This is a genomic window from Geodermatophilus sp. SYSU D01045, assembly GCF_054050295.1.
The window spans coordinates 50,643-75,206 of record NZ_JBJGZB010000014.1 but is presented as its reverse complement, the minus strand read 5'-3'; the positions used below and the strand labels follow the sequence as shown (position 1 = coordinate 75,206).

General features: G+C 74.9%; 18 protein-coding genes. 7 read left to right on the top strand and 11 right to left on the bottom strand.

All coding sequences use genetic code 11. From position 1 onward, the window contains the following. Positions 1 to 76 precede the first annotated feature (76 nt). Positions 77 to 2,218 (top strand): SCO7613 C-terminal domain-containing membrane protein, encoded by a 2,142-nt coding sequence (locus tag ACI798_RS13360; protein ID WP_457048124.1) that lies wholly within the window; start codon positions 77 to 79, stop codon positions 2,216 to 2,218. 46 nt (positions 2,219 to 2,264) lie between these two features. After that, positions 2,265 to 4,097 carry an SCO7613 C-terminal domain-containing membrane protein gene (locus ACI798_RS13355; protein WP_457048123.1) on the top strand — a complete coding sequence of 611 codons (1,833 nt, stop codon included), beginning with the start codon at positions 2,265 to 2,267 and terminating at the stop codon, positions 4,095 to 4,097. 101 nt (positions 4,098 to 4,198) lie between these two features. Here the strand turns inward: ACI798_RS13355 and ACI798_RS13350 are convergent, their stop codons facing one another. The 9 genes from ACI798_RS13350 to ACI798_RS13310 all read right to left on the bottom strand — a co-directional run bounded on the left by ACI798_RS13350 (position 4,199) and on the right by ACI798_RS13310 (position 13,722). After that, positions 4,199 to 4,579, bottom strand: coding sequence for a metal-sulfur cluster assembly factor (locus tag ACI798_RS13350; RefSeq protein ID WP_456943191.1), 381 nt, complete (start codon positions 4,577 to 4,579; stop codon positions 4,199 to 4,201). Next, a complete protein-coding gene (sufU, locus tag ACI798_RS13345; RefSeq protein WP_456943190.1) occupies positions 4,576 to 5,043 on the bottom strand; it encodes a Fe-S cluster assembly sulfur transfer protein SufU in 468 nt (155 codons plus the stop codon). Before sufU ends, ACI798_RS13350 begins: the two co-directional genes overlap by 4 nt. Beyond that, positions 5,043 to 6,368 carry a cysteine desulfurase gene (locus ACI798_RS13340; RefSeq protein ID WP_456943189.1) on the bottom strand — a complete coding sequence of 442 codons (1,326 nt, stop codon included), beginning with the start codon at positions 6,366 to 6,368 and terminating at the stop codon, positions 5,043 to 5,045. Before ACI798_RS13340 ends, sufU begins: the two co-directional genes overlap by 1 nt. Further along, positions 6,365 to 7,138: a Fe-S cluster assembly ATPase SufC gene (gene sufC, locus ACI798_RS13335; RefSeq protein ID WP_456934998.1), complete on the bottom strand. Its 774-nt coding sequence runs from the start codon at positions 7,136 to 7,138 to the stop codon at positions 6,365 to 6,367. The genes ACI798_RS13340 and sufC overlap by 4 nt, the downstream gene beginning before the upstream one ends. Positions 7,139 to 7,153: 15 nt before the next feature. Beyond that, on the bottom strand, positions 7,154 to 7,507 hold the full coding sequence (locus ACI798_RS13330) for a non-heme iron oxygenase ferredoxin subunit (RefSeq protein WP_456943188.1): 354 nt from the start codon (positions 7,505 to 7,507) through the stop codon (positions 7,154 to 7,156). Between the two features lie 3 nt (positions 7,508 to 7,510). Continuing rightward, a complete protein-coding gene (gene sufD, locus ACI798_RS13325) occupies positions 7,511 to 8,830 on the bottom strand; it encodes a Fe-S cluster assembly protein SufD (RefSeq protein ID WP_457048122.1) in 1,320 nt (439 codons plus the stop codon). Next, a complete protein-coding gene (gene sufB / locus ACI798_RS13320) occupies positions 8,830 to 10,272 on the bottom strand; it encodes a Fe-S cluster assembly protein SufB (protein WP_457048121.1) in 1,443 nt (480 codons plus the stop codon). Before sufB ends, sufD begins: the two co-directional genes overlap by 1 nt. Then, positions 10,269 to 11,087: a helix-turn-helix transcriptional regulator gene (locus ACI798_RS13315; RefSeq protein WP_456943186.1), complete on the bottom strand. Its 819-nt coding sequence runs from the start codon at positions 11,085 to 11,087 to the stop codon at positions 10,269 to 10,271. Before ACI798_RS13315 ends, sufB begins: the two co-directional genes overlap by 4 nt. 106 nt (positions 11,088 to 11,193) lie before the next feature. Beyond that, entirely contained in the window at positions 11,194 to 13,722 is a 2,529-nt protein-coding gene (locus ACI798_RS13310) for an ATP-dependent Clp protease ATP-binding subunit (protein WP_457048120.1), read from the bottom strand. Between the two features lie 214 nt (positions 13,723 to 13,936). Between ACI798_RS13310 and ACI798_RS13305 the strand changes: the two genes are divergently transcribed. Then, a complete protein-coding gene (locus tag ACI798_RS13305) occupies positions 13,937 to 14,881 on the top strand; it encodes a COX15/CtaA family protein (protein WP_456943184.1) in 945 nt (314 codons plus the stop codon). A gap of 171 nt (positions 14,882 to 15,052) precedes the next feature. Here ACI798_RS13305 and ACI798_RS13300 read toward each other — a convergent pair whose 3' ends face one another. Together ACI798_RS13300 and ACI798_RS13295 are read right to left on the bottom strand one after the other, a co-directional pair. Further along, positions 15,053 to 15,967 (bottom strand): heme o synthase, encoded by a 915-nt coding sequence (locus ACI798_RS13300; RefSeq protein ID WP_456943183.1) that lies wholly within the window; start codon positions 15,965 to 15,967, stop codon positions 15,053 to 15,055. 154 nt (positions 15,968 to 16,121) lie between these two features. After that, on the bottom strand, positions 16,122 to 17,570 hold the full coding sequence (locus tag ACI798_RS13295; protein ID WP_457048119.1) for a DNRLRE domain-containing protein: 1,449 nt from the start codon (positions 17,568 to 17,570) through the stop codon (positions 16,122 to 16,124). A gap of 480 nt (positions 17,571 to 18,050) precedes the next feature. On the opposite strand from ACI798_RS13295, the gene tkt reads away from it, so the two are divergent. From tkt to zwf, 4 genes are read left to right on the top strand one after another with little or no spacing between them, the layout of a single operon-like run. Next, positions 18,051 to 20,276: a transketolase gene (gene tkt / locus ACI798_RS13290; RefSeq protein ID WP_457048118.1), complete on the top strand. Its 2,226-nt coding sequence runs from the start codon at positions 18,051 to 18,053 to the stop codon at positions 20,274 to 20,276. A 30-nt stretch (positions 20,277 to 20,306) separates the two neighbouring features. Then, a complete protein-coding gene (tal, locus tag ACI798_RS13285) occupies positions 20,307 to 21,410 on the top strand; it encodes a transaldolase (protein ID WP_456943138.1) in 1,104 nt (367 codons plus the stop codon). After that, positions 21,407 to 23,017: a glucose-6-phosphate isomerase gene (locus ACI798_RS13280; protein WP_456943137.1), complete on the top strand. Its 1,611-nt coding sequence runs from the start codon at positions 21,407 to 21,409 to the stop codon at positions 23,015 to 23,017. The genes tal and ACI798_RS13280 overlap by 4 nt, the downstream gene beginning before the upstream one ends. Before the next feature lie 24 nt (positions 23,018 to 23,041). Beyond that, positions 23,042 to 24,559 carry a glucose-6-phosphate dehydrogenase gene (gene zwf, locus ACI798_RS13275; protein ID WP_456943136.1) on the top strand — a complete coding sequence of 506 codons (1,518 nt, stop codon included), beginning with the start codon at positions 23,042 to 23,044 and terminating at the stop codon, positions 24,557 to 24,559. Positions 24,560 to 24,564 lie beyond the last annotated feature (5 nt).

Sequence of the window (24,564 nt, the reverse complement as noted above, 5' to 3'; positions counted from 1 at the left end):
TCCACAGCACGCCCGTCCGTCCACAGTGCGGGCGAGATCGCTACCGCCGGCGCCCCCGGCGCGTCACCATCCGCTCGTGACCGATCCCTCCTGGTCCGGGCCCTCCTGGGGTCCGCCCTGCCCCGTCTGCGGCACGCCGGCCGCGCCCGCCCCGGCGCCCTGCGGGACCTGCGGGCTGCCCGCCGTCGCGCAGGCGGCGACCGTGGTGGCCCGGCTGGGGGCGACCATCGACGAGTTCGCCCGCGAGCGGGACGCCCTGGTGGCAACCCTGCGCGCCGCGGCCCCGGGTCCGGCGGCGGCCCCGCTGCCCGTCCCGGCTCCCGCGTGGGCGCCACCGCCCGCACCCGCGGCGCCGCCTCCCCCGGTGGCGCCGCCTCTCCCGGTCGCGCCGCCCGTCCCCCCGCCGCTCCTCGAGCCGCCGTCCCCGCGGCGGCGGCTGAGCCCCCAGCAGGTGCTGCTGGGCCTCGGGGCGCTGCTCGTGGTCGCGGCGGCGATCGCGTTCGTGGCGGTGGCCTGGACCCGGCTGGGCGTGACCTTCCAGGCCGCGGTCATGGCCACGGTCACCGCCGCCGCCTGCGCGACGTCGGCGTGGAGCGCCCGCCGCGGCCTGCGGGCCACCGAGGAGGCCCTGGCCGGTGCCGGGGCCGCGCTGCTGGCCGTCGACCTCGCCGCCGCGCACGCGCTCGGCCTGTGGGGCGCCGACGCCGTGCCGCCCCGGCTGTGGGCCGGGCTGTCCTGTGTCGCGGTGGCGGGGGCGGCCCTCGCCCTCGGCCGCGGCACGCGCAGCACGGTCACCTGGCCGCTGGTCGCCCTGCTCGCCGCCCAGCCGGCCGGCTGGCTGCTGCTCCCCCTCGGGCCGGCCGAGGGCGCCGCCGGTGTCGCGGTGCTGCTCGCCACCGCGCTGGTCGACGTCCTCGCGCTGCTGGCGCTGCGCCCGGCGCTGCACCAGGTCGCGCTCGGCCTGGGCGCGCTGACCGGCGGCGCCGGCGTGCTGCTCGGCGTCCCGCTGGCCTGGGACGGCGGCGCGGTGGACGGCTGGGTCGCCACCGGCGTCCTCGTCGTGGCCGCGGCCGTCGCCGGCGCCCTGCTGCGGGAGCCCCGGCTGGCGCCGTTCCTGCCGGAGCCGCGCGCCGCCGCGGCCGGCGCGGCGGCGGTCGCGGCCCTGGCCCTGGCCGGGTCGCTGAGCGGGCTCGGGATCGCCGGGACCGTCGCGGCGGGCGGGCTGGGCCTGGTGCTGCTCACCGCCGCCGCGCCGCCGTCACCGGCCGGGCCGGCGCTGACCGCGCTGCTCGCCGCCGGCGGTGTGCTCACCGCCGCCGGCACCGGCGTCCTCGCCGACGGCGAGCACCCCGCGCCGCTGGCCCTGCTGGTGCTGGCCGCCGGCGTCCCGGCCGGGCTCGCCGCGGTGCTGCGCCCCGGGGTCCGCACCGCGGGGACCGCGACCGCGCTGGCCGCACCGGGCGGCGCCGTCCTCCTCGCCGCCGAGGGCGGCCTGCTGGCCCCCGCGGTCGCCGGCCTGCTGCTCGCCCTCGTCGCCGCCGCCGGGTTCGCCGTCGCGACGGCCCGCGTCGCGCGACCGGAGGAGGCCGCCGCCGCGGGCGCCGGTGCCGTCCTCGCCGTGGCCGCCGGGATCACCGCCGGCAGCGCCGGGGCGTGGGGTCAGGTCGCGGTCGACCTCGCCGTGGCCGGAGCCGCCGCCGGCTGCTACGCCGTCGTCGCCCGGCGCCGCCTCGCCGCCGTCCTCGCCGTGGCCGACCTCGTGCTCGCCGGGTGGATCGCCGCCGCGGGTGCGGAGATCCGCACGCCGGAGGTCTACACGCTGCCGGCCGCGGCGGGGCTGCTGCTGCTCGCGCTCCCGGCGCTGCGCACGGGTGCCCCGTCCTGGGCCGCGGAGGGCGCGGCGGTGGCCGTGGCACTGCTGCCGTCGGCGGTCGCCGCCGTGGCCGACCCAGCGCCGCTGCGGCTGGTGGGGGTGGTCGCCGCGGCGGCCGGGCTGACCGTCGGCGGGACGCTCACCCACCGGCAGGCGCCGTTCGTCGTCGGGGCCGGCGCGCTGCTGGTGGTGGCGCTCGGCCGGCTGGCTCCCTACGCACCGCTGGTGCCGCGCTGGGTCACGCTGGCCACCGCGGGCCTGCTCCTGCTGGTCGTCGGGGCCACCTACGAGCGGCGCCGGCAGCAGGCGCGGGAGGCCGTCGCCTGGGTCGCGCAGATGCACTGACCGCCCCTAGCGTGGGCCCGACGGCCGGGCGTGAGGGGGAACGGCGATGACGGGCGCGCCGCTGCCGCCACTGCCCTACGCGGGCCCGCCGGGTGCGGCCGCCGCCGGCCCCGGCCCGTCCCTCCCCTCGCTGCCCGCCCGGCTGCGGCCGCCGCAGGTGTTCCTCGGCGTCGGCGTGGTCCTGCTGGTGGCCGCGGCGCTGGCCGGGCCGTCGCTGGTCGGCGGGGTCGCCCGGATCGGCGTCCTGCTGCTGGCGCTGGTCGCCGCGTGCGCCGCGGCGTGGGCCGCCCGCGCCCGGCTGCGCAGCACCGAGGAGGCGTGCGCCGCGGCCGCGGCCGCGCTCGCGCTGACCGGCGCCGCGGACGGGGACCGCACCACCGACGGCGGGCCGCTGCCGGCGCTGGGCCTGGCCGTGCTGCTGCTCAGCCTGCGGGTGCTGCTCCCCCGGCCGCTGAGCTGGCCGCTCGGCGCGTGGCTGGCGGTGCAGGTGGCGGCCCTGCGGTCGCTGCCCCTGGTGTCCGCGGGCGTGCCGCGCACCGCGCTGCTGCTCGGCGTCGCGCTGGCCGGGCTCGCGGTCACCCTGACGGCGCGGCGCCCGCTGGCCCGCGCCGCCCTGGTCACCACCGCACCGTGGTTCGCCGCCGGGGTGGCCGGCGGGCTGGCCACCGCCGCCGGCGGCGCCGGCGGCGCCCGCTGGGTCGCGGCCGGCCTGACCGTCGCCGCCGCGGCCGGGCTGCTGCTCGTGCGGCTGGAGCGCGCGGTCGAGCCGCTGCTCGGGCCGCCGCGGCTGGTGCCCGTGCTCGCCGGCCTGGTCGCCGGCGGGGCGGTGGGCGCGGCGCTGTCCACCGACGGGCCGGTCCCGCTGCCGCTCGCGGGCTGGCTCGGCGTGCTGCTCGCGAGCGTCGCCGCGGCCACGCTGACCGGCTGGCGCCGGGGTCTGCTGCTGCCCGCCGCGACCGCCGCGGGGCTCGTCCTGGTGGTCCTGGCGGTGGCGCAGCTGGTCGCGGCCGCGCGCTGGCCGGCGCTGGTCGCGCTCTTGGTGCTGACCGCGCTGCCCGCGGCCGGTGTCGCGGCGGCCCGGCGGGACGAGCGCGCCCGGGCGCTCTCCGCGGCCGTCGGCTGCCTCGCGGCCGCGGCGCTGCTCGCGGTGCCGGCGGAGCTGCTCTCCCCCGGTGCGGCCGCCGCGGCACTCACCGGGCTGTTCGCCGTCACGCTGGCCGCCCGGCCCGGACCGGCCGCCGACGTCCGCGGACCCACCGGCGCGGCCGGTGCCGTCTGCGCGGGCGCCGCGCTCGTCGTGCTCGCGGTCGCCGCCGCGTGGGGTCTGCTGGCGCTGCACCTGGCCGTGCAGGGCGTGCTCACCTGCGCCTGGGCGGCGGGCGTGGCTCGCGGGCCCGAGGCCGGGGCGGCCTGGCGCACCGGCGCGGTCGAGCTGGGCGCGGCCGGGTGGACGCTGGCCGCGCTGACCGGCACGGCGGTGGTCGAGGCCTGGAGCCTGCCGGCCGCCGCGGCGCTGCTGGTGGCGGCGGGGCCGCGCCTGCTCGACGGCCCGTCCTGGCCGGCGTGGGGTCCGGGCCTGGTGGTCGCGGCGGCGCCGTCGACGGTGGCCGCGGTGGTGGAGCCCGGCGCGCTGCGCCCGCTGCTGGTGCTGCTGGCCGCCGCCGCGGTCCTGGCGCTCGGCGCGCGCACCGCGGTGCGGGCGCCGCTGGTCCTCGGGGCGGCGACGGCGGTCGCGCTCGGGGCCGGGCTGGCGGTCGAGGCCCTGCCGCTGCCGCTGGCCGGGGTCCTCGTCGCGGGCGCCGGCCTGCTGGCGCTCGGCGCCCGCCGGGAGCTGCGGCCGGTCGCGGGCTTCGGCGCCCGGCTGTCCGAGATGCGCTGAGGCCCGGGAGTCGAGGCACCCCGGGACGACGACTGCCCGCGCCCCGGAGGGCACGGGCAGTCGTCAGGTGCGGGAACGGCCTCCCGTCGGGAGGCCGGGGTTCAGACCCGGAAGCCGAGGGCGCGCAGCTGCTCGCGCCCGTCGTCGGTGATCTTGTCGGGGCCCCACGGCGGCATCCAGACCCAGTTGATCCGGACGTCGTCGACGAGGCCGGGGCCGGGGCCGCCGGTCAGCGCGGCGCGCGCCTGGTCCTCGATGACGTCGGTCAGCGGGCAGGCCGCCGAGGTGAGCGTCATGTCCAGGACGGCGACCTGCGAGTTCCCGTCCTCGGCGACGTCGATGCCGTAGACCAGGCCCAGGTCGACGACGTTGACGCCCAACTCGGGGTCGACGACGTCGCGCATGGCCTCCTCGACGTCCTCGAGCAGCGCCGACTTGTAGGCCGGCAGCTCGGGGGTGTCGTTCTCGGTGGTCTCGCTCATGCCTGTCCTCCAGTGGGGGTGGCGGCCAGCGCGCGGGCGGAGGCGTCCTTGAGGGCCATCCAGCTCATCAGCGCGCACTTGATGCGGGCGGGGTACTTCGACACCCCCGCGAAGGCGACGGCGTCCTCCAGCTCGTCCTCGAGCTGCTCGGCCACGGCCGTGTCGCCCTTGGACTGCATGAGCGTCATGAACGAGTCGCCGGTGGCCAGCGCGTCGGTGACCGGGCGGCCGACGACGAGGTCGTACATCGCCGAGACCGACGCCTGGCTGATCGAGCAGCCCATGCCCTCGTAGGACACGTCGGCGATCGTCTCGCCGTCGAGGTGCACCCGCAGGGTCACCTCGTCCCCGCAGGTCGGGTTGACGTGGTGCACCTCGGCGTCGAACGGGTCGCGCAGTCCGCGGCCGTGGGGGTTGCGGTAGTGGTCCAGGATGATGTCCTGGTACATCGACTCGAGCTGCATCAGGCGGTTGCCTCCTCCGGCGTCACACCGAAGAAACGCTGCGCGGCCCGCACGCCTTCCACGAGCGCGTCGACGTCGTCGTACCCGGTGTGCACGTAGAAGGTGGCCCGGGTGGTGGCCGGGACGCCGTAGCGCCGGACCACCGGCCACGCGCAGTGGTGCCCCACCCGGACGGCGATGCCGAGGTCGTCGAGGACCTGGCCGACGTCGTGCGGGTGGATGCCCTCGACGGTGAAGGAGACCGCGCCGCCGCGGGCGACGGTGTCCGGCGGGCCGATCACGGTGACGCCCGGGATCGCCTGCAGCTGCTCGAGCGCGTAGGCGGTCAGCGCCTCCTCGTGCGCCTGCACGTTCTCCATGCCGAGCGCCTGCAGGTAGTCGACGGCGGCGCCGAGGCCGATGGCCTGCGCGGTCATCGGGACGCCGGCCTCGAACCGCTGCGGCGGCGGCATGAAGGTGCTGCCCTCCATCCGCACGACCTCGATCATCGAGCCGCCGGTGAGGAACGGCGGTAGCGCGTCGAGGACGTCGTAGCGGCCCCAGAGCACGCCGATGCCGGTGGGCCCGAGCATCTTGTGGCCGGAGAACACCAGGAAGTCCGCGCCGAGCGCCGCGACGTCGACCGGCTGGTGCGGCACCGACTGCGCGCCGTCGACCAGCACCAGCGCGCCGACCTCCCGCGCCCGCGCCGTGATCGGCCCGAGCGGGTTGATCGTGCCGAGGATGTTCGACTGCTGGGTGACCGCGACGAGCTTGGTCCGCTCGTTGACGACCGTGTCCAGGTCGGAGAGGTCCAGCCGGCCGTCGTCGGTGAGCCCGAGCCAGCGCAGGGTCGCGCCGGTGCGCTCGCACAGCTGCTGCCAGGGCACCAGGTTGGCGTGGTGCTCCATCTCGGTCACGACGATCTCGTCGCCCTGGCCGACGGCGTACCGGCGGTGCGCCGGGTCCTTGGCGGTGACCGCGTTGGACAGCGAGTACGCCACGAGGTTGATCGCCTCGGTGGAGTTGCGGGTGAAGACGACCTCCTCGGCGGAGGCGCCGATGAAGGCCGCGATCCGCGCCCGCGCCGACTCGTACGCGCCGGTGGCCTCCTCGGCCAGCTGGTGCGCGCCGCGGTGCGGGGCGGCGTTGATCCGCTCGTAGAAGTCGCGCTCGGCGTCGAGGACGCTGCGCGGCTTCTGCGAGGTGGCGCCGGAGTCGAGGTAGACCAGCCGCTTCCCGTCGCGCACGGTGCGCGACAGGATCGGGAAGTCCGCCCGGATCGCCTCGACGTCCAGGGGCAGCGGGGCACGCGTCCCCGTGGGACGCGAGGCGGTCGCGGTCATGCCTTCGCGGTCTCCTTCGAGCCCTTGACGTAGGCGGCGTAGCCCTCCGCCTCGAGCTTGTCGGCCAGCTCCTGGCCGCCCTCGTCGACGACGCGGCCGGCGACGAACACGTGCACGAAGTCCGGCTTGATGTAGCGCAGGATCCGCGTGTAGTGGGTGATCAGCAGGACGCCGACCTCCCCCTCCTCGCGGGTGCGGTTGACGCCCTCGGAGACGACGCGCAGCGCGTCGACGTCGAGGCCGGAGTCGGTCTCGTCGAGGATCGCCATCTTCGGCTTGAGCAGCCGCATCTGCAGGATCTCGTGGCGCTTCTTCTCACCGCCGGAGAAGCCCTCGTTGACGTTGCGCTCGGCGAACGCCGGGTCCATCTCCAGCGCCGACATCTCGTCGCGGACGTCCTTGACCCAGGTGCGCAGCTTCGGGGCCTCGCCCTTGACCGCGGTGGCGGCGGTGCGCAGGAAGTTCGACACCGAGACGCCGGGGACCTCGACCGGGTACTGCATGGCGAGGAACAGGCCGGCGCGGGCGCGCTCGTCGACGCTCATCGCGAGGACGTCCTCGCCGTCGAGGGTCACCGTGCCGCCGGTGATCGTGTACTTCGGGTGCCCGGCGATCGAGTACGCCAGAGTCGACTTGCCCGAGCCGTTGGGGCCCATGATCGCGTGGGTCTCGCCCGACCGGACGGTCAGGTCGACGCCGCGGAGGATCTCCTTGGTCTCGTCGCCCTCGCCGACCGTGACGTGCAGGTCGCGGATCTCCAGAACCGACACTTCTTCTCTCGCTCCTCAGTTGCCGGCCGCGAGCGGGAGGCGCCCGTCAGACTCGGTGTCGACGTAGACGTCATCCCCCTCCACGCGGACCGGGTAGACGTCGACCGGCTCGGTGGCCGGCAGGTTGGTGGGCTCGCCGGTGCGCAGGTCGAAGCACGACCCGTGCAGCCAGCACTCGATGGTGGGGGCGCCGTCGAACTCCTCGACGTCGCCCTCCGACAGCGGGACCTCGGCGTGCGAGCACACGTCCTGCACCGCGTAGACGTCGCCGTCGTACCGGACGACGGCGACGTCGACGTCGGCGAGCTCCACCCGCAGCGCCCCGTTCTCGGGGACGTCGGAGAGCCCGCAGACCCGCGCGAAGGCCATGGGTCAGGCCACCTCGACCGGCTGCTCGTCGAGGCCGGGCAGGGCGCCCAGGCGCGTCTCGATGGAGCGCATCAGGCGGTCCTGCAGCTCGTCGACCCCGATGTGCTGGACGACGTCGGCGAAGAAGCCGCGCACGACCAGGCGGCGGGCGGTCTCGGCGTCGATGCCGCGCGAGCAGAGGTAGAACAGCTGCTCGTCGTCGAACCGGCCGGTGGCGCTGGCGTGGCCGGCGCCGACGATCTCGCCGGTCTCGATCTCCAGGTTGGGCACCGAGTCGGCGCGGGCGCCGTCGGTGAGCACCAGGTTGCGGTTGAGCTCGTAGGTGTCGGTGCCGGTGGCCTCCGGGCGGATGCGGACGTCGCCGATCCACACCGTGCGCGCGCCGTCGCCCTGCAGCGCGCCCTTGTAGAGCACGTTGCTGCTGCAGTTGGGCACCGCGTGGTCCACCCAGAGCCGGTGCTCCTGGTGCTGGGTCTCGTCGGAGAAGTAGACGCCGAAGAGCTCCGCCCGCCCGCCGGGGCCGGCGTACTGGACGTTGCTGACCAGCCGGACCAGGTCGCCGCCGAGGGTGACCACGACCTGCTTGAAGGAGGCGTCCCGGCCGACGACGGCGTCGTACTGCCCGCCGTGCACCGCGCCGGGCGCCCAGTCCTGCACCGAGACGAGGGTGACGTCGGCGCTGTCGCCGACGAGCACCGCGACGCCGCCGGCATACCGGGCCGGGCCGGTGTGGTCGAGCACGACGGTCGCCTTCGAGAAGGCGCCGACCTCGATCACCAGCTGACCCCAGACGACGTCGTCACCGCCGGTGCCGGCCAGGCCGAGGGTCACCGGCCGGTCGAGCCGCGCCTCGGACGGCACGCGGACCACCGCGGCGCCGCCGCTGCGCTGCCGGGCGAGGGCCGCCAGCCGGTCGCCGGGCTCGGGCAGGCCCTTGAGCAGCGGGTCGTCGGCGTCCACGCGGGTCAGCTCGACGCCCTCGGGCAGGTCGGTGTCCCACTCCAGGTGCGCGTCCGAAGGGGCGCCGTCGAGCAGCGGGCGGATCCGGCGCATCGGGGTGAAGCGCCAGGTCTCCTCGCGGCCCGTGACCGTGCCGAAGGCGTCCGGGTCGGTCGAGGTGAACCGCTCGGCCGGGGAGCCGGTCGGCGTCGTCCCGCCGTGCGAGTGGGCGCCGGGCGCGGCCTGGCCGGCCGTGCCGGTGCCCGCCGCCGGGACGGCGGGCGGGCCGGCCTGGGTGCCGACGCCGTCGCCGAACAGCTCGCCGGCGAGGGTCTCCGACTCCGTGGTGAGGCCGGTGGTGCTGGGGGTGTTCTGCTCCGGCATCAGCCGACGGCACCTTCCATCTGCAGCTCGATCAGGCGGTTCAGCTCGAGGGCGTACTCCATGGGCAGCTCGCGGGCGATCGGCTCGACGAACCCGCGGACCACCATCGCCATGGCCTCGTCCTCGGACAGGCCGCGGCTCATCAGGTAGAAGAGCTGGTCCTCGCTGACCCGCGAGACGGTCGCCTCGTGGCCCATGGCGACGTCGTCCTCGCGGACGTCGACGTAGGGGTAGGTGTCCGACCGGCTGATCGTGTCGACCAGCAGGGCGTCGCACTTGACCGTCGACTTCGAGCCGGACGCGCCCTCGTCGATCTGCACCAGGCCGCGGTAGGACGTGCGGCCACCGCCGCGGGCCACCGACTTCGACACGATGGTCGAGGAGGTGTTGGGGGCGGCGTGCACCATCTTGGCGCCGGCGTCCTGGTGCTGGCCCTCGCCCGCGAAGGCGATGGACAGGACCTCGCCCTTGGCGTGCTCGCCGGTCATCCAGACGGCCGGGTACTTCATGGTGACCTTGGAGCCGAGGTTGCCGTCGATCCACTCCATGGTCGCGCCCTCGTGGGCGATCGCCCGCTTGGTGACCAGGTTGTAGACGTTGTTCGACCAGTTCTGGATGGTCGTGTACCGGCAGCGCGCGTTCTTCTTGACGATGATCTCGACGACCGCGGAGTGCAGCGAGTCCGACTTGTAGATCGGCGCGGTGCAGCCCTCGACGTAGTGCACGTAGGCGCCCTCGTCGACGATGATCAGCGTCCGCTCGAACTGGCCCATGTTCTCGGTGTTGATCCGGAAGTAGGCCTGCAGCGGGATCTCGACGTGCACGCCCTTCGGCACGTAGATGAACGAGCCGCCCGACCACACCGCGGTGTTCAGCGCGGCGAACTTGTTGTCGCCGGACGGGATGACCGAGCCGAAGTACTCGCGGAACAGGTCCGGGTGCTCCTTGAGGGCGGTGTCGGTGTCGAGGAAGACGACGCCCTGCTCCTCGAGGTCCTCGCGGATCTTGTGGTAGACGACCTCGGACTCGTACTGGGCCGCGACACCGGCGATCAGCCGCTGCTTCTCCGCCTCGGGGATGCCCAGCTTGTCGTAGGTGTTCCTGATGTCCTCGGGCAGCTCGTCCCACGAGGCCGCCTGGGCCTCGGTCGAGCGCACGAAGTACTTGATGTTCTGGAAGTCGATGCCCGAGAGGTCCGACCCCCAGTCGGGCATCGGCTTGCGCTCGAAGAGCTTGAGCGCCTTGAGGCGGCGCTCGAGCATCCACTCGGGCTCGCCCTTGCGCGCCGAGATGTCCCGGACGACGTCCTCGTCGAGGCCGCGGCGGGCGGAGGCCCCGGCGACGTCGGCGTCGGCCCAGCCGTACTGGTAGCGGCCGAGCTGCTCGATCTGCTCGTCCTGCGTCAGCGGCGTGCCGCTCACCGGCTGCTGGGTGCTGGTCATGCGGGCGTCCTCTCCCGGTCGCTCGTGGGGGTGCTGGTGGACGGTGCGGGGCCGGGTCGTGGTGGGACGACCCGCGCCGCTCGCTCACCGGGTACAGGGCGTGCGGGGGTCGTTGTGTTCCCCGCACCGGTGTGAGCCCGGGCGCGTGACGGCCCGGGGATGTGGGTGGTGCAGACGCCGTCGCCGTGGGCGATCGTGGCCAGCCGCTGGACGTGGGTGCCCACCAGCCGGCCGATGACCGCCGTCTCGACCTCGCACAGCTGCGGGAACTCCGCCGCCACGTGCGCGACCGGGCAGTGGTGCTGGCACAGCTGCCCGCCACTGGAGATCGCCGAGGCCGTGGCAGCGTAGCCCTCGGCCGTCAGCGCCTCGGCCAGCGCCCGGGCCCGCTCGACCGGCGCACCGTCCGCGCGGGCGACGGCGTCGGAGGCCCGCTGCTCGAGGCCGGCCAGCTGCGCCTCGGCGACGGCGCGGACGGCGTCGGGACCGCCCGAGGCCGCGACGTACCGCAGCGCGGTCAGCGCCAGGTCGTCGTAGGCGTGGGCGAACCCGGACCGGCCGGCGTCGGTGAGGTGGAAGTGCCGGGCGGGCCGGCCCCTCCCCCGGTGCGCGCCCGCGGCTGCGCGCTCCTCGACCCGTCCCTGGGCGGCCAGGGCGTCGAGGTGGCGCCGGACGGCGGCGGGGCTGACGCCCAGCCGGCCGGCCAGCTCGCTGGCGGTCTGCGGTCCGTGCTCGAGCAGCAGCGCGGTCACGCGGTCACGGGTGCGGACGTCGTCGGCCCGCACCGCCCCCGCCTGCGTCGCGCTGCTTTCCACAACACGATTGTGACCTATTTCGGGAGGCCTGCAAGCAAGGTCCCCCTAAGTCACCCGGCCCCCGACCGTGCAGCTCAGGGGCCGGGTGGCGCAGGTCACGACGGGCTCACGCCCGGGCGGCCGCCGCCGGCTCGGGGTCCTCGACGCGCAGGTCGAGGGCGCCGTCCCGGACGTCGGCGACGACGTGCCGGCCGGCCCCGACGCGGCCGTCGAGCAGCAGCCGGGCCAGCGGGTTGTCGACCTCCCGCTGGATCGCCCGGCGCAGCGGGCGCGCGCCGAACTGCGGCTCGAAGCCCCGCTCGGCGATCCAGGCGACCGCGTCGTCGGTGAAGGTCACCTCGATGCCCTGCGCCGACAGCCGCCGGCGCGTCTCGTCGAGCAGCAGCCGGGTGATCTGCTGCAGCTGCTCGCTCTCCAGCTGCTGGAACACCACGATCTCGTCGATCCGGTTGAGGAACTCCGGCCGGAACGACTCGCGCAGCCGCCGCATCAGCCGGTCCCGCAGGCCGGCGTCGGCCGCGGCGCCGTCACCGGTGCCGAAGCCGAGCGGGGTGTTGCGCCCCTGGATCAGCTCCGACCCCAGGTTGCTGGTCATGATCAGCACGGTGTTCGTGAAGTCGACCGTGCGGCCCTGCGAGTCGGTGAGCCGGCCGTCGTCGAGCACCTGCAGCAGCGTGTTGAAGACGTCGGGGTGCGCCTTCTCGATCTCGTCGAGCAGTACGACCGAGTAGGGCCGGCGGCGGACCGCCTCGGTCAGCTGGCCGGCGTCCTCGTAGCCGACGTAGCCGGGCGGGGAGCCGACCAGGCGGCTGACGGTGTGCCGCTCCTGGAACTCGCTCATGTCCAGCCGGACCATCCGGTCGGAGTCGCCGAACATCGCCTCGGCCAGGGCGCGGGCCAGCTCGGTCTTGCCGACGCCGGTCGGGCCGAGGAACAGGAAGCTGCCGATCGGCCGGTCCGGGTCGCCCAGGCCCACGCGGGACCGGCGGACGGCCTCGGACACCACGCGGACGGCGTCGTCCTGGCCGACCACCCGCTCGTGCAGGCGCTCCTCGAGCTGCAGCAGCCGCTGCATCTCCTCCTGGGTGAGCTGGCTGACCGGGATGCCGGTGGCCCGGGACACCACCTCGGCGACGTCCTCGACGCCGACCTCGGGCACCCCGGCCGAGCCGCCGCCGGTGCGGGCCTCCTCCAGGCGGCGCTGTGCCGTGGCGACCTCGTCGCGCAGCTCGGAGGCGCGCTCGTACTGCTCGGCGGCCACCGCCTGGTCCTTCTCCCGCAGCAACTGCTCGAGCTCCTGCTCGAGGCCGCGCAGGTCCGTCGGCGGGGTCTTCACCCGGCGGCGGACGCGGGCACCGGCCTGGTCGATGAGGTCGATGGCCTTGTCCGGCAGGTGCCGGTCGGTCACGTAGCGGTCGGACAGCTCGACGGCGGCGCGGACGGCGTCGTCGGTGAAGCGCACCTGGTGGTGTGCCTCGTAGCGGTCGCGCAGGCCGCAGAGGATCTGCACGGTGTCCTCGACGCTCGGCTCGGTCACCAGGATCGGCTGGAACCGGCGCTCCAGGGCCGCGTCCTTCTCGATGTTGCGGCGGTACTCGTCGAGCGTCGTGGCGCCGATGACGTGCAGCTCGCCGCGGGCCAGGGCGGGCTTGAGCATGTTGCCCGCGCCGCCGGAGCCCTCCGAGGCGCCCGCGCCGACGACGGTGTGCAGCTCGTCGATGAAGGCGATGACCTCGTCGGAGTGCTCGCGGATCTCGTCGATGATCTTCTTCAGCCGCTCCTCGAAGTCACCGCGGTACCGGGTGCCGGCCACCAGGCCGGTGAGGTCGAGCTCGACCAGGCGCTTGCCGCGCAGCGTCTCCGGGACGTCGCCCTCGACGATCTGGGCGGCGATGCCCTCGACGATCGCGGTCTTGCCGACGCCGGCCTCACCGATGAGCACGGGGTTGTTCTTGCGCCGCCGGGACAGCACCTCGACGGTCTGCTCGATCTCGGACTCGCGGCCGATCACCGGGTCGATCTGGCCGTTGCGGGCCATCTCGGTCAGGTCGCGGCCGAACTCGTCCAGCGTCGGGGTGCTCGAGGCCGGCCGGCCGGGGCGGCCGCCGCCGGGAGTGCCGCCGCCGGTGGCGGCCTGCTGCAGCGCCTCGGGGGTGACCCCGTGCTCGCGCAGCACCCGCCCGCCCGGGGACTCGGCGTCCACGGCGAGGGCGAACAGCAGGTGCTCGGGGCCGATGTAGGTGGAGCCCAGGGCCCGCGACACCTGGTGGGCGTCGAGCAGGACCCGCTTGGCGGCCGGGGTCAGGGCCGCCCGCTCGGCCTGCGGCGTCCCCTGCGGCATCTGCGCCTCGAGCTCGGTGCGCAGCCGGTCGGGGTCGGTGCCCGTGCGGGACAGGAAGGCGCGGGCGGTCTCGTCGCCGGTCATCGCCCACAGCAGGTGCTCGGTGTCGAGGTCGGCGCTGCCGGTCGCCAGGGCCTGCGCGGCCGCGGCGTTGACCAGCTCGCGGGCCTGCTGGCTGAGGAACTGCATCGGGCTCACCCGCTGCCGCGGCGTGCGCTGCTCGCCGCCGAGGTACCGGGCGAAGAAGTCGTCGAACGGGCTCCCGTAGGGGCCAGGGAAGAACGGGCTGGTCATACCTCACGTCCAAGGGGGGAAGTCGGGGCGTCGGCGGGGCTCGCTCGGATGGCTCCCGGGTGGGGCTCCCGTACCCGGGAGGGCGCACCGACACCAGGTCGGCGCGTCGGCCGCCTGCGCCTCCTACAGCGCGACGGGACGCCCCGTCCTTCCCCGTCCGTGATCGCCCTGGGCGAACCCGGGAGAGGTGGCCGGCCGCGACTAGCATCGGGCCGTGCCGGTCCTGCCCACCGCCTTCTCCCCCGCCGTCATCACGCGCCTGGCGCTGGCCAACGTGGTCGCCAACGGCGCCATCGTGGTCACCGGCGGCGTGGTCCGGCTGACCGGCTCGGGCCTGGGCTGCCCCACCTGGCCGCGGTGCACCGACGACAGCTTCGTGACGACGCCGGAGATGGCCGGCCACGGCCTCATCGAGTTCGGCAACCGGCTGCTCACCTTCGTGCTCACCGCGGTGGCGGTCGCGGTGCTGGTGGCGGTCTGGCGTTCCCCGCGCCGGGACCTGCGCCCGCTGGCGGTGCTGACCTTCCTCGGCATCCCGGTCCAGGCGGCGATCGGCGGCGTCACGGTGCTCACCGGCCTCAACCCGTGGACCGTCGCCGTCCACTTCCTCGTCTCCACGCTGCTGGTCGCCGTCTCCACGGTGCTGTGGCTGCGGTCCCGGGAGCCGGGCGTCGGGCAGCCGGTGGTCCGCCGCCCGATCGCGCTGCTGGCCGGCGGGATCGCCGCGGTCACCGCGGTGGTGCTCGCGCTGGGCACGGTCGTCACCGGCAGCGGCCCGCACAGCGGCGACCTCGACGACGCCGGCGTCCCCACCGGCGACCGCATGGGCTTCGACCCCGAGACGGTCAGCCGGCTGCACGCCGACGCGGTGTTCCTGCTCGTCGGCCTGACGATCGCGCTGCTGGTGGCGCTGTACGCCACCGACGCCCCTGGCCGCGTCCGCCGGGCTGCGCGCGACGTGCTCGTCGTCCAGCTGCTGCAGGGCGTCGTCGGGTTCGTCCAGTACTTCACGCACCTGCCGGTCGTGCTGGTGCTGCTGCACATGCTCGGCGCGGTGCTGGTGACCGCGTACACCGCGCGGCTGGTGTGGTCGGTCCGCGGCCCGGCGACCGGGCAGCCCCTCGACGCCCCCGCCGCCCGGGTCCCCGCCGCCCGCTGACCCACCGGGGCCCCGCGCCCACGGCGACATGCGCCGGAGGATCGTCACCGCACCCCGGATGACGACCGCCACGCGCATCTCGGCGCCCGTTGTCGCGCGCGGGCGCACGGCCCCACGACGGTGCAAGCCCGGACCCCGGGCGGGTCCGGGCTCGCGGCGGAGCGGGGCGGGTCAGACGAGGACGTCGATGGCGATCGCGATGGACAGCAGCGTCATGTGCGTGATCGACACCGAGAACAGCTTCATCGGCCGGTCGGGCACGGCGGTGCGGATGCGGTCGAGCCACTGGTGGGTCTCGGCGACGTACCAGGCGCCGAGCAGCCCGCCGCCGATGGCGAAGGCCCAGTTCAGCACCGGGGTGATCGACCCCATGAGCAGGGTGGCGCCGAGGGTCGCCCACGCCCACGCGACCGACTGCCGGCCGACGCTCTCCGGGCCGGCGACGACGGTGAGCATGGGGACGTTCGCGCGGGCGTAGTCGTCGCGGTAGCGGCTGGCCAGCGCCCAGAAGTGCGGCATCTGCCAGCAGAAGACCACGGCGAAGAAGGCGAGCGCCGGCCAGTCGAGCGAGCCGGTCACCGCCGCCCACCCGATGAGCACCGGCGCCGCCCCCGGGAACGCCCCGAAGACCGTGTTGTGCCGGGTCCGGCGCTTGAGCACCATCGTGTAGACGACGGAGTAGGCCAGGATCGCGACCGCGGCCAGCGCGGTGGCCAGCGGCGTGGTCTCGAGCCACAGGATCGCCAGCGACGCCGCGGCGAGGGTCGCACCGAAGACCAGCGCCGCCCGCGGGGACACCACGCCGGAGGGGATCGGCCGGTTGCGCGTGCGGGACATCAGGCGGTCGATGTCGCGGTCGTACCAGCAGTTGAACACGTTGGCCGCGCCGGCGGCGAACATCCCGCCGACCATCGTGGCGGCCACCAGCCGCCAGGACGGCCACCCGTCGGCCGCCATCATCATCGCGGGCAGCGTCGTCACGAGCAGCAGCTCGACGAGCTTCGGCTTGGTCAGCGCGACGTAGGCCCCGACCACGCCCGACAGCCGGCGGGCCGGGACGGCGGGCCGCTGGGTGAGCGCCGTCACCGGGCGACCTCTGCCGCGCGCACGCACGGACGGCAGGGAGCCACCGGGCACGAAGACAGCACGATGGTCCCTTCGAACCGGGGATGGAACGGGCCCACTGTAGCCCGCCGGCTCCTCACGGCACGGCGCGACAGCTGGCCAGCTCCCTGACCGGTCAGGAGGCGATGACGAGCGTCAGCGTGGGCCGCTGGTAGGTCGACGGGGCCTCCCGCGAAGCGAACTGCAACCCGTCGTCGACCTCGGCGGACACCTCGAGGGAGAGTTGACCGGTCCAGTCGGCGACGTCGAGGGGGACGGTGACCAGACCGGGCTCCATCGCGCTGAGGTCCGCGTGTGGAGAAGTCGCGGTGCGCGCCGGCCGTCGTTTCCAGGACAGCGTCGCCTCACTCCACGTCGTCGCCGTGGACCAGACCACGGGGCCGTCGACGGTGCCGTCGACGACCTGCACGGTCAGGTCCGCCGCGACGACGACCTCACCGGTGGTCAGGGCCGGCAGGTCGAACCGCAGGTAGGAGGTGGCCCGGGACGACGGCCCGCTCACACGGCTGTCCACCTCGAGAGTCGTCGCTGCCCCCGCCACTCGCCCGGCGGATGCCTGCCACGCCGTGGCGTCCGCGGTCGGGGTCACACTGACGACCCTGAGCGAGCGCCGGAGGGCGGTGAGGTGGTCGTTGGCGGCGCGGAGGGCCGCCAGTGCCGGTTTGGGTGTCCCGTCCAGGCGGGTCAGCCCGAAGTTGTTCTCGTAGGCGTTCCAGTCATCCCGGTCCCGGACGGTGAACACGAACGCGTGGGTCACGTACCGGTACTGCTGCTGCACCAGGTCGATCGCCCGCGCCAGGTAGTCGGCCTGGGTCGCCTCGTCCACCCCGGCGAACCACCCCTCCCCGCCGCCGGTGCTCCACCCGAACTCGGTGAACCACACCGGCACCTCCGCGTCCCCGGCTCCGACCATCACCTGCCGCACCCGCTCCACGTTGGCGATCCGGTACGGGTGCTCGGCCGGCGGCGCCTCCGGCGGCTCGGCCGCCGGCCCCTGGTAGGGATGCAGGCCCAGCGCGTCGAACCACCCCCCGCCCCCGGCCGCGTACAGGCCCGCCACCCACGCGGCGTTCACCCCGCTGGTCCCGCCCGAGACCACCACCGCCGCCGGATCCCCCGCCTTGATCCCGCGGTAGCCGGCCTGCAGCACCGGCACGTACACCTCCGGAGCGGTCGCTCCGCACCCGGTCCCGGCCGAGCAGTCCGGCTCGTTCCAGATCTCCCACGCCGCGATCCGCCCCGCGTACCGCCCGGCCAGCCACGCCGCCACCCGCCCGAACTCCCCCACCCGCCCGGCCGGCGGCAACACCGTCAACGAGTCGCTGCCACTGAGCCACCCCGGCGTGCAGCCCAGCGTGGCCAGCACCTGCAACCCCCGCGCCGCCGCCGCGGCCACCGTGGCGTCCAACCGCTGCAGGTACCACTCCGACACCACCCCCGGCCCGGCCTCCTCCAGCGAGCACCAGCCCACCCCCACCCGCACCCAGCCCGACCCGGACTCCACCACCCGGTCCAGCACCAGCTCGTTCACCGGCCAGTCCCGCCACAACGAGAACACCTCCACCCCCGTCTCCAACACCCGGCCGAGTTGCGCGGGCTCGTCCGCGCGGGCGAGCGGGGCGGTGGGCGTGACGACGGGAACGAGGGTCAGGACGATCAGCGATACCGCGCCGAGGACGAGACGACGGAGGCCGAGGCGGCATGGTCTACCCACGTGAGGTCCGTCGGCAGCCGGGCAGGACCTCCTGAGGCCGTTCACCCGTGCAGGTCACGTCCGGCTCCCTCCAGGGTCCGGGGGCCGGCCGGCAGAGGACCAGCCCTCGCACCCGGCCGCTCACCGGTGCGGATGACTAGGGTCTGATCACGTTGACGCCGCGGGAACTGCGGGTAGGGCCGTCGCCGACGACGGAGGGTCACGGGTCGAGGGAGACCAGGGACACGGCCGATCCGCTGCCCCGCACCCGACGTCGTCCGCCCGGGAGCACCGGACCACCGCTCCCCGGACGGCCCCACGCACGGCCGACCTCGAGGAGTTCCGCCCGACATGACCCAGGCTGACGACACGAAGAGCACGGAGTCCGAGGCCCCCGCCGAGGCCGCGACCGACTCCCCCACCGGTTCGCCCCGGCAGCCGCACCCCACGCTGCCCGAGGACTTCGGCGACCTCGACCGCCGCGCCATCGACACCGCCCGCGTGCTGGCCATGGACGCCGTCCAGAAGGTGGGCAACGGCCACCCCGGCACCGCGATGAGCATGGCGCCCACGGCCTACCTGCTGTTCCACAAGTGGCTGCGGCACGACCCCACGGACCCGAACTGGGTGGCCCGCGACCGCTTCGTCCTCTCGATGGGCCACTCGAGCCTGACGCTGTACGTCCAGCTCTACCTGTCCGGCTACGGGCTGGAGCTCGAGGACCTGCAGGCCCTGCGCACCTTCGGCTCGAGGACCCCCGGCCACCCCGAGGTCAACCACACGCCCGGCGTGGAGACGACGACCGGCCCGCTCGGCCAGGGCGTCGGCAACGCCGTCGGCATGGCCATGGCCGCCCGCCGCGAGCGCGGCCTGCTCGACCCCGACGCCCCCGAGGGCGAGAGCCCGTTCGACCACACCATCTGGTGCTTCGCCTCCGACGGCGACCTGGAGGAGGGCGTCAGCGGCGAGGCGTCGTCGCTGGCCGGCACCCAGCAGCTGGGCAACCTGGTGCTGGTCTACGACGACAACCGGATCTCCATCGAGGACGACACCAACGTCGCCTTCACCGAGGACGTCGGCAAGCGCTACGAGGCCTACGGCTGGCACGTGCAGCACGTCGACGACGGCGAGGACCTGGCCGCGGTCGACGCCGCCTTCGCCGCCGCCAAGGCCGAGACCCGCCGCCCGTCGATCGTCGTGCTGCGGACGATCATCGCCTGGCCCGCGCCGAACAAGCAGAACACCGGTGCGGCGCACGGCTCGGCCCTCGGCGACGACGAGGTCCGCGCCACCAAGGAGGTCCTGGGCTTCGACCCGGACACGACCTTCGAGGTCGACGACGAGGTGCTCGCGCACGCCCGCTCGGTGGTCGACGCCGGCCAGAAGTCCCACGCCGAGTGGCAGGAGCGCTTCGACGCCTGGGCGCGGGAGAACGGCGAGCGCGCCGCCCTGCTCGAGCGGATGCGGGAGCGCCGGCTGCCCGAGGGCTTCGCCGACGGCCTGCCGACCTTCGACGCCGACCCCAAGGGCGTGGCCACCCGCAAGGCGTCGGGCAAGGTCCTCGCCGCCCTCTACCCGGCGCTGCCCGAGCTGTGGGGCGGGTCGGCCGACCTCGCGGAGAGCAACAACACCGCGGTCGAGGGCGAACCGTCCTTCCTGCCGGCCGACCGCCAGACGAAGATGTGGAGCGGTGGCCCCTACGGCCGCACGCTGCACTTCGGCGTCCGCGAGCACGGCATGGGCGCGGTCATGAACGGCATCGCGCTGCACGGCGGCACCCGCGTCTACGGCGGCACGTTCCTCACGTTCTCCGACTACATGCGCGGGGCGGTCCGGCTGGCCGCGCTCATGCAGCTGCCGGTGACCTACGTGTGGACGCACGACTCGATCGGCCTGGGCGAGGACGGCCCCACGCACCAGCCGATCGAGCACTTCGCCGCGCTGCGGGCCATCCCCGGTCTCGACGTCGTCCGCCCGGCCGACGCCAACGAGGTCACCGTCGCCTGGCGCACGATCCTCGAGCACAACGACCGCCCGGCCGGCCTGCTGCTGTCCCGGCAGAACCTGCCGGTGTTCGACCGCTCGGAGTTCGGCTCCGCCGAGGGCGTCGCGCGCGGCGCCTACGTGCTGGCCGACGCCTCGAACGGGCAACCCGAGGTGATCCTGCTGGGCACCGGCTCGGAGGTGCAGATCGCCGTCGCCGCCCGCGAGCGGCTGGAGGCCGACGGCGTCCCGACCCGCGTGGTGTCGGTGCCCTGCGTCGAGTGGTTCGCCGACCAGGACCAGGCCTACAAGGACGAGGTGCTGCCGCCCTCGGTCCGCGCGCGGGTGAGCGTCGAGGCCGGCGTGCCCATGGGCTGGCGCGAGTTCGTCGGCGACGCCGGCCGGATCGTGGGGCTCACCCACTACGGCGCGAGCGCCGCCTACTCGGTGCTCTACGAGGAGTTCGGGCTGACCGACGAGGCCGTCGTCGCCGCCGCCCGCGAGTCGATCGAGGCGGCCGCCGCGGGGAACGCCGTCCCGGCCGGCCCGGTTGCAGCCACCGGGGGCCTCCCCCACCCCACCGGCGACCGCTGAGCCGTCGGACCCACCGGAAGGGACCTGACCATGGCACAGAACGAGAAGCTGGCGGAGCTGTCGCAGGCGGGCGTCGCCGTCTGGCTCGACGACCTGTCGCGGGACCGCATCCGCAGCGGCAACCTGCAGTCGCTGGTCGACGAGCGCTCCGTCGTCGGCGTCACCACCAACCCGACCATCTTCGCCGCGGCGATCAGCGGGTCGGAGTCCTACGACGACCAGCTGCACGCCCTCGCGGTGCGGAAGGTGAGCGTCGAGGAGGCGCTGCGCACCATCACCGCCTCCGACGTGCGCGACGCCTGCGACCTGCTGGCCCCGGTGGCCGAGCGGCAGCCCGGCGACGGCCGGGTGTCGCTGGAGGTCGCGCCGGGCCTGGCGCACGACACCGACGCCACGGCCGCCGAGGCCGCGCACCTGTGGTGGCTGGTGGACCGGCCGAACCTCTACATCAAGATCCCGGCGACCGTGGAGGGCCTGCCGGCCATCACGACGTCGATCGCCCGCGGGATCAGCGTCAACGTCACCCTGATCTTCAGCCTCGAGCGGTACCGCGCCGTCATGGACGCCTACCTGTCCGGGCTGGAGCAGCGCCTCGAGCAGGACCCCGACGCCGACCTCAGCGGGATCGCCTCCGTCGCCTCGTTCTTCGTGTCCCGCGTGGACACCGAGATCGACAAGCGGCTGGAGAAGGCCGGCGCCGACCAGCTCAAGGGCAAGGCGGCGCTGGCCAACGCGCAGCTGGCCTACCAGGCCTACGAGGAGGTCTTCTCCTCCGACCGCTGGAAGGCGCTGGAGGCCAAGGGCGCCAGGCCGCAGCGGCCGCTGTGGGCCTCGACCGGGGTGAAGAACCCCGAGTACTCCGACACCCTCTACGTCAGCGAGCTCATCGCCCCCGGCACCGTGAACACGATGCCGGAGAAGACGCTGCAGGCCTACGCCGACCACGGCGCGGCGGGCACCCCGGTGCAGAAGACCTACGACGACGCCGCGGCGACCATGCAGGCCATCACCGACGCCGGCGTCGACCTCGACGACGTGTTCCGCGTCCTCGAGGAGGAGGGCGTGCAGAAGTTCGTCGACTCGTGGGACGAGCTCACCGACTCCGTGCGCGGCCAGCTCGAGGACAAGGCATGACCCTGGAGTTCTCCTGCTCTGGCCTCGACGTCCCGGAGGTGGTCCGCACCCAGCTCGCCGACGACGACGTCGCCGCGCGGCTGGTGGCCAAGGACGCCACCCTCTGGGGCCCCGAGGCCGAGAGCGAGGCCTCGATCCGGCTCGGCTGGCTGGACCTGCCCGCGTCCTCGCGCGAGCTGGTGTCCCGGCTGGCCGAGCTGCGGGCCGAGCTCGCCGGCGAGGGGATCGACCGCGTCGTCCTGTGCGGCATGGGCGGCTCCTCGCTGGCGCCGGAGGTCATCTGCCGCACCGCGGGCGCGCCGCTGGTGGTCCTCGACACCACCGACCCCGGCCAGGTCCTCGCGGCGATGACCGACCTCGACCGCACCGTGGTCGTGGTCAGCTCCAAGTCCGGCGGCACGATCGAGACCGACAGCCACCGGCGGGCCTTCGTCGCCGCGTTCGCCGAGGCCGGGCTGGACGAGAAGGAGGTCGGCCGGCGGTTCGTCGTCGTCACCGACCCCGGCTCGCCGCTGGCCGACACCGCCGCCGCGATGGGCGCCCGCGCGGTGTTCCTCGCCGACCCCAACGTCGGCGGCCGCTACAGCGCCCTGTCGGCGTTCGGGCTGGTGCCCGCGGCGCTGGCCGGGGTGGACGTCGGTGCGCTGCTGGACGAGGCCACCGACCTCGCCGAGCACCTGGCCGAGCCGGGCAACCCCGCGCTGGAGCTCGGGGTCGCCATGGGCGCGGGCTTCCGCACCGGCCGGGACAAGGTCGCCCTCGCCGAGGGCACCGGCGGCAGCGGCCCGCGCATCGAGGGCTTCGGCGACTGGGCCGAGCAGCTCATCGCCGAGTCCACCGGCAAGGAGGGCCGCGGGCTGCTGCCCGTGGTCCTGGAGTCGGTGGACGCGCCCGGCTCCCAGGCGCCGGACGCGCTGCTGGCCGTCGTCGACGGCGACCCGGTCGACGGCCGGCCCTCGGTCGGCGTCACCGGCCCGCTGGGCGCGCAGTTCCTCGGCTGGGAGTACGCGACCGCGGTGGCCGGGCGGGTGCTGGGGATCAACCCCTTCGACCAGCCCAACGTCACCGAGTCCAAGCAGAACACCTCGCGGATCCTCGAGTCCGGCCTGCCCGACGAGCGGCCGGTGGCCACGATCGGCGCGGTGGAGGTGTACGCCTCCGGCGGCGTGCTCGACGGCGTCGACCTCGCGCAGTCCGACGGGCTGCGGCTGGCGCTGGACGCGCTGCTGGGCGCCGTCCCGCCGCGCGGCTACCTCGCCGTCATGGCCTACCTCGACCGCGAGGCCGACGCCCGGGCGGGTGAGCTGCGCGCGGCGCTGGCCGGCCGCACGGAGCACGCGGTGACCTTCGGGTGGGGCCCGCGCTTCCTGCACTCGACCGGCCAGTACCACAAGGGCGGTCCGCAGGTCGGGGCGTATCTGCAGCTCACCGGCGCGGTGGCGCAGGACCTCCCGGTGCCCGACCGGCCGTACTCCTTCGGCGCGCTGCAGGCCGCCCAGGCCGCCGGTGACCGGCAGGCGCTGGCCGACCGGCAGCGGCCGCTGCTGCACCTGCACCTGACCGACCGGTCCGCCGGCATCGGTCAGGTCCTCGCTGCCCTCGACTGACCCCGCACCCCTCGAGGAGGGCACGTGATCCCCAACCCGCTGCGCGACCCGCGGGACCGGCGGCTGCCGCGGGTCCCCGAGCCCTGCGCCCTGGTCGTCTTCGGCATCACCGGCGACCTGGCCCGCAAGAAGCTGCTGCCGGCCGTGTACGACCTGGCCAACCGCGGGCTGCTGCCGACCAACTTCGCGCTGCTGGGCTTCGCCCGGCGGGACTGGGGGGACCAGGACTTCGCCGAGCTGGCCCGGGACGCGGCCCGCAACGCCGCCCGCACGCCGTGGCGGGAGGAGGTGTGGGAGCGGCTGGCCAACAGCGTCCGGTTCGTCCAGGGCTCCTTCGACGACGACAACGCCTTCGACGAGCTCGCCCACGCCCTCGCCGACCTGGAGAGCAGCCACGGCATCGGCGGCAACGCCGCGTTCTACCTGTCGATCCCGCCGGCGATGTTCCCCGTCGTGCTCAAGCAGATGCAGCGCACCGGCATGGCCGAGAGCACGCCGGACCGGTGGCGGCGGGTCGTCGTCGAGAAGCCCTTCGGCACCGACCTCGCCTCCAGCCGGGAGCTCAACGAGCTGGTCGACTCGGTGTTCAGCGCCGAGGACGTCTTCCGCATCGACCACTACCTGGGCAAGGAGACCGTCCAGAACCTCATGGCGCTGCGGTTCGCCAACGAGCTGTTCGAGCCGGTCTGGAACGGCCACCACGTGGACTCGGTGCAGATCACCATGGCCGAGGACGTCGGCATCGGCGGCCGGGCGGGCTTCTACGAGAAGACCGGCGCGGCCCGCGACGTGCTGCAGAACCACCTGCTGCAGCTGCTCGCGCTCACCGCGATGGAGGAGCCGGTCGAGTTCTCGGCCGACGAGATCCGCACCGAGAAGCTCAAGGTGCTGCGCGCGGTCTCGCTGCCCGAGGACCTGCCCACCTTCGCCGTCCGGGGCCAGTACGAGCAGGGCTGGCTGGCCGGCCAGCGGGCCAAGGGCTACCGGCAGGAGGAGGGCGTCGACGCGCACTCGACGACCGAGACCTTCGCCGCCGTCCGGCTCGGGGTGGAGACCCGCCGCTGGGCCGGCGTGCCGTTCTACCTGCGCACCGGCAAGCGGCTGCCCCGGCGGGTCACCGAGATCGCGCTGGTGTTCAAGCGGGCGCCGCACCTGCCCTTCGCCGACACCGACACCGAGGAGCTGGGCAACAACCAGCTGGTGGTGCGCGTGCAGCCCGACGAGGGGGTCACCCTCAAGTTCGGGTCGAAGGTGCCCGGCAGCGTCATGGAGGTCCGGGACGTGTCCATGGACTTCCTGTACGGCGAGCAGTTCACCGAGGCCAGCCCCGAGGCCTACGAGCGGCTGCTGCTGGACGTGCTGCTCGGCGACGCCACGCTGTTCCCGCGCAACGCCGAGGTCGAGGCCTCCTGGGCGGTCATCGACCCGCTCGAGGAGTTCTGGGCGGGCAGCACGCCGCACCCCTACCGGGCCGGCGAGTGGGGGCCGCGCGCGGCCGACGAGATGCTGGCCGCCGAGGGCCGCCGGTGGCGGCGTCCGTGAGGCGC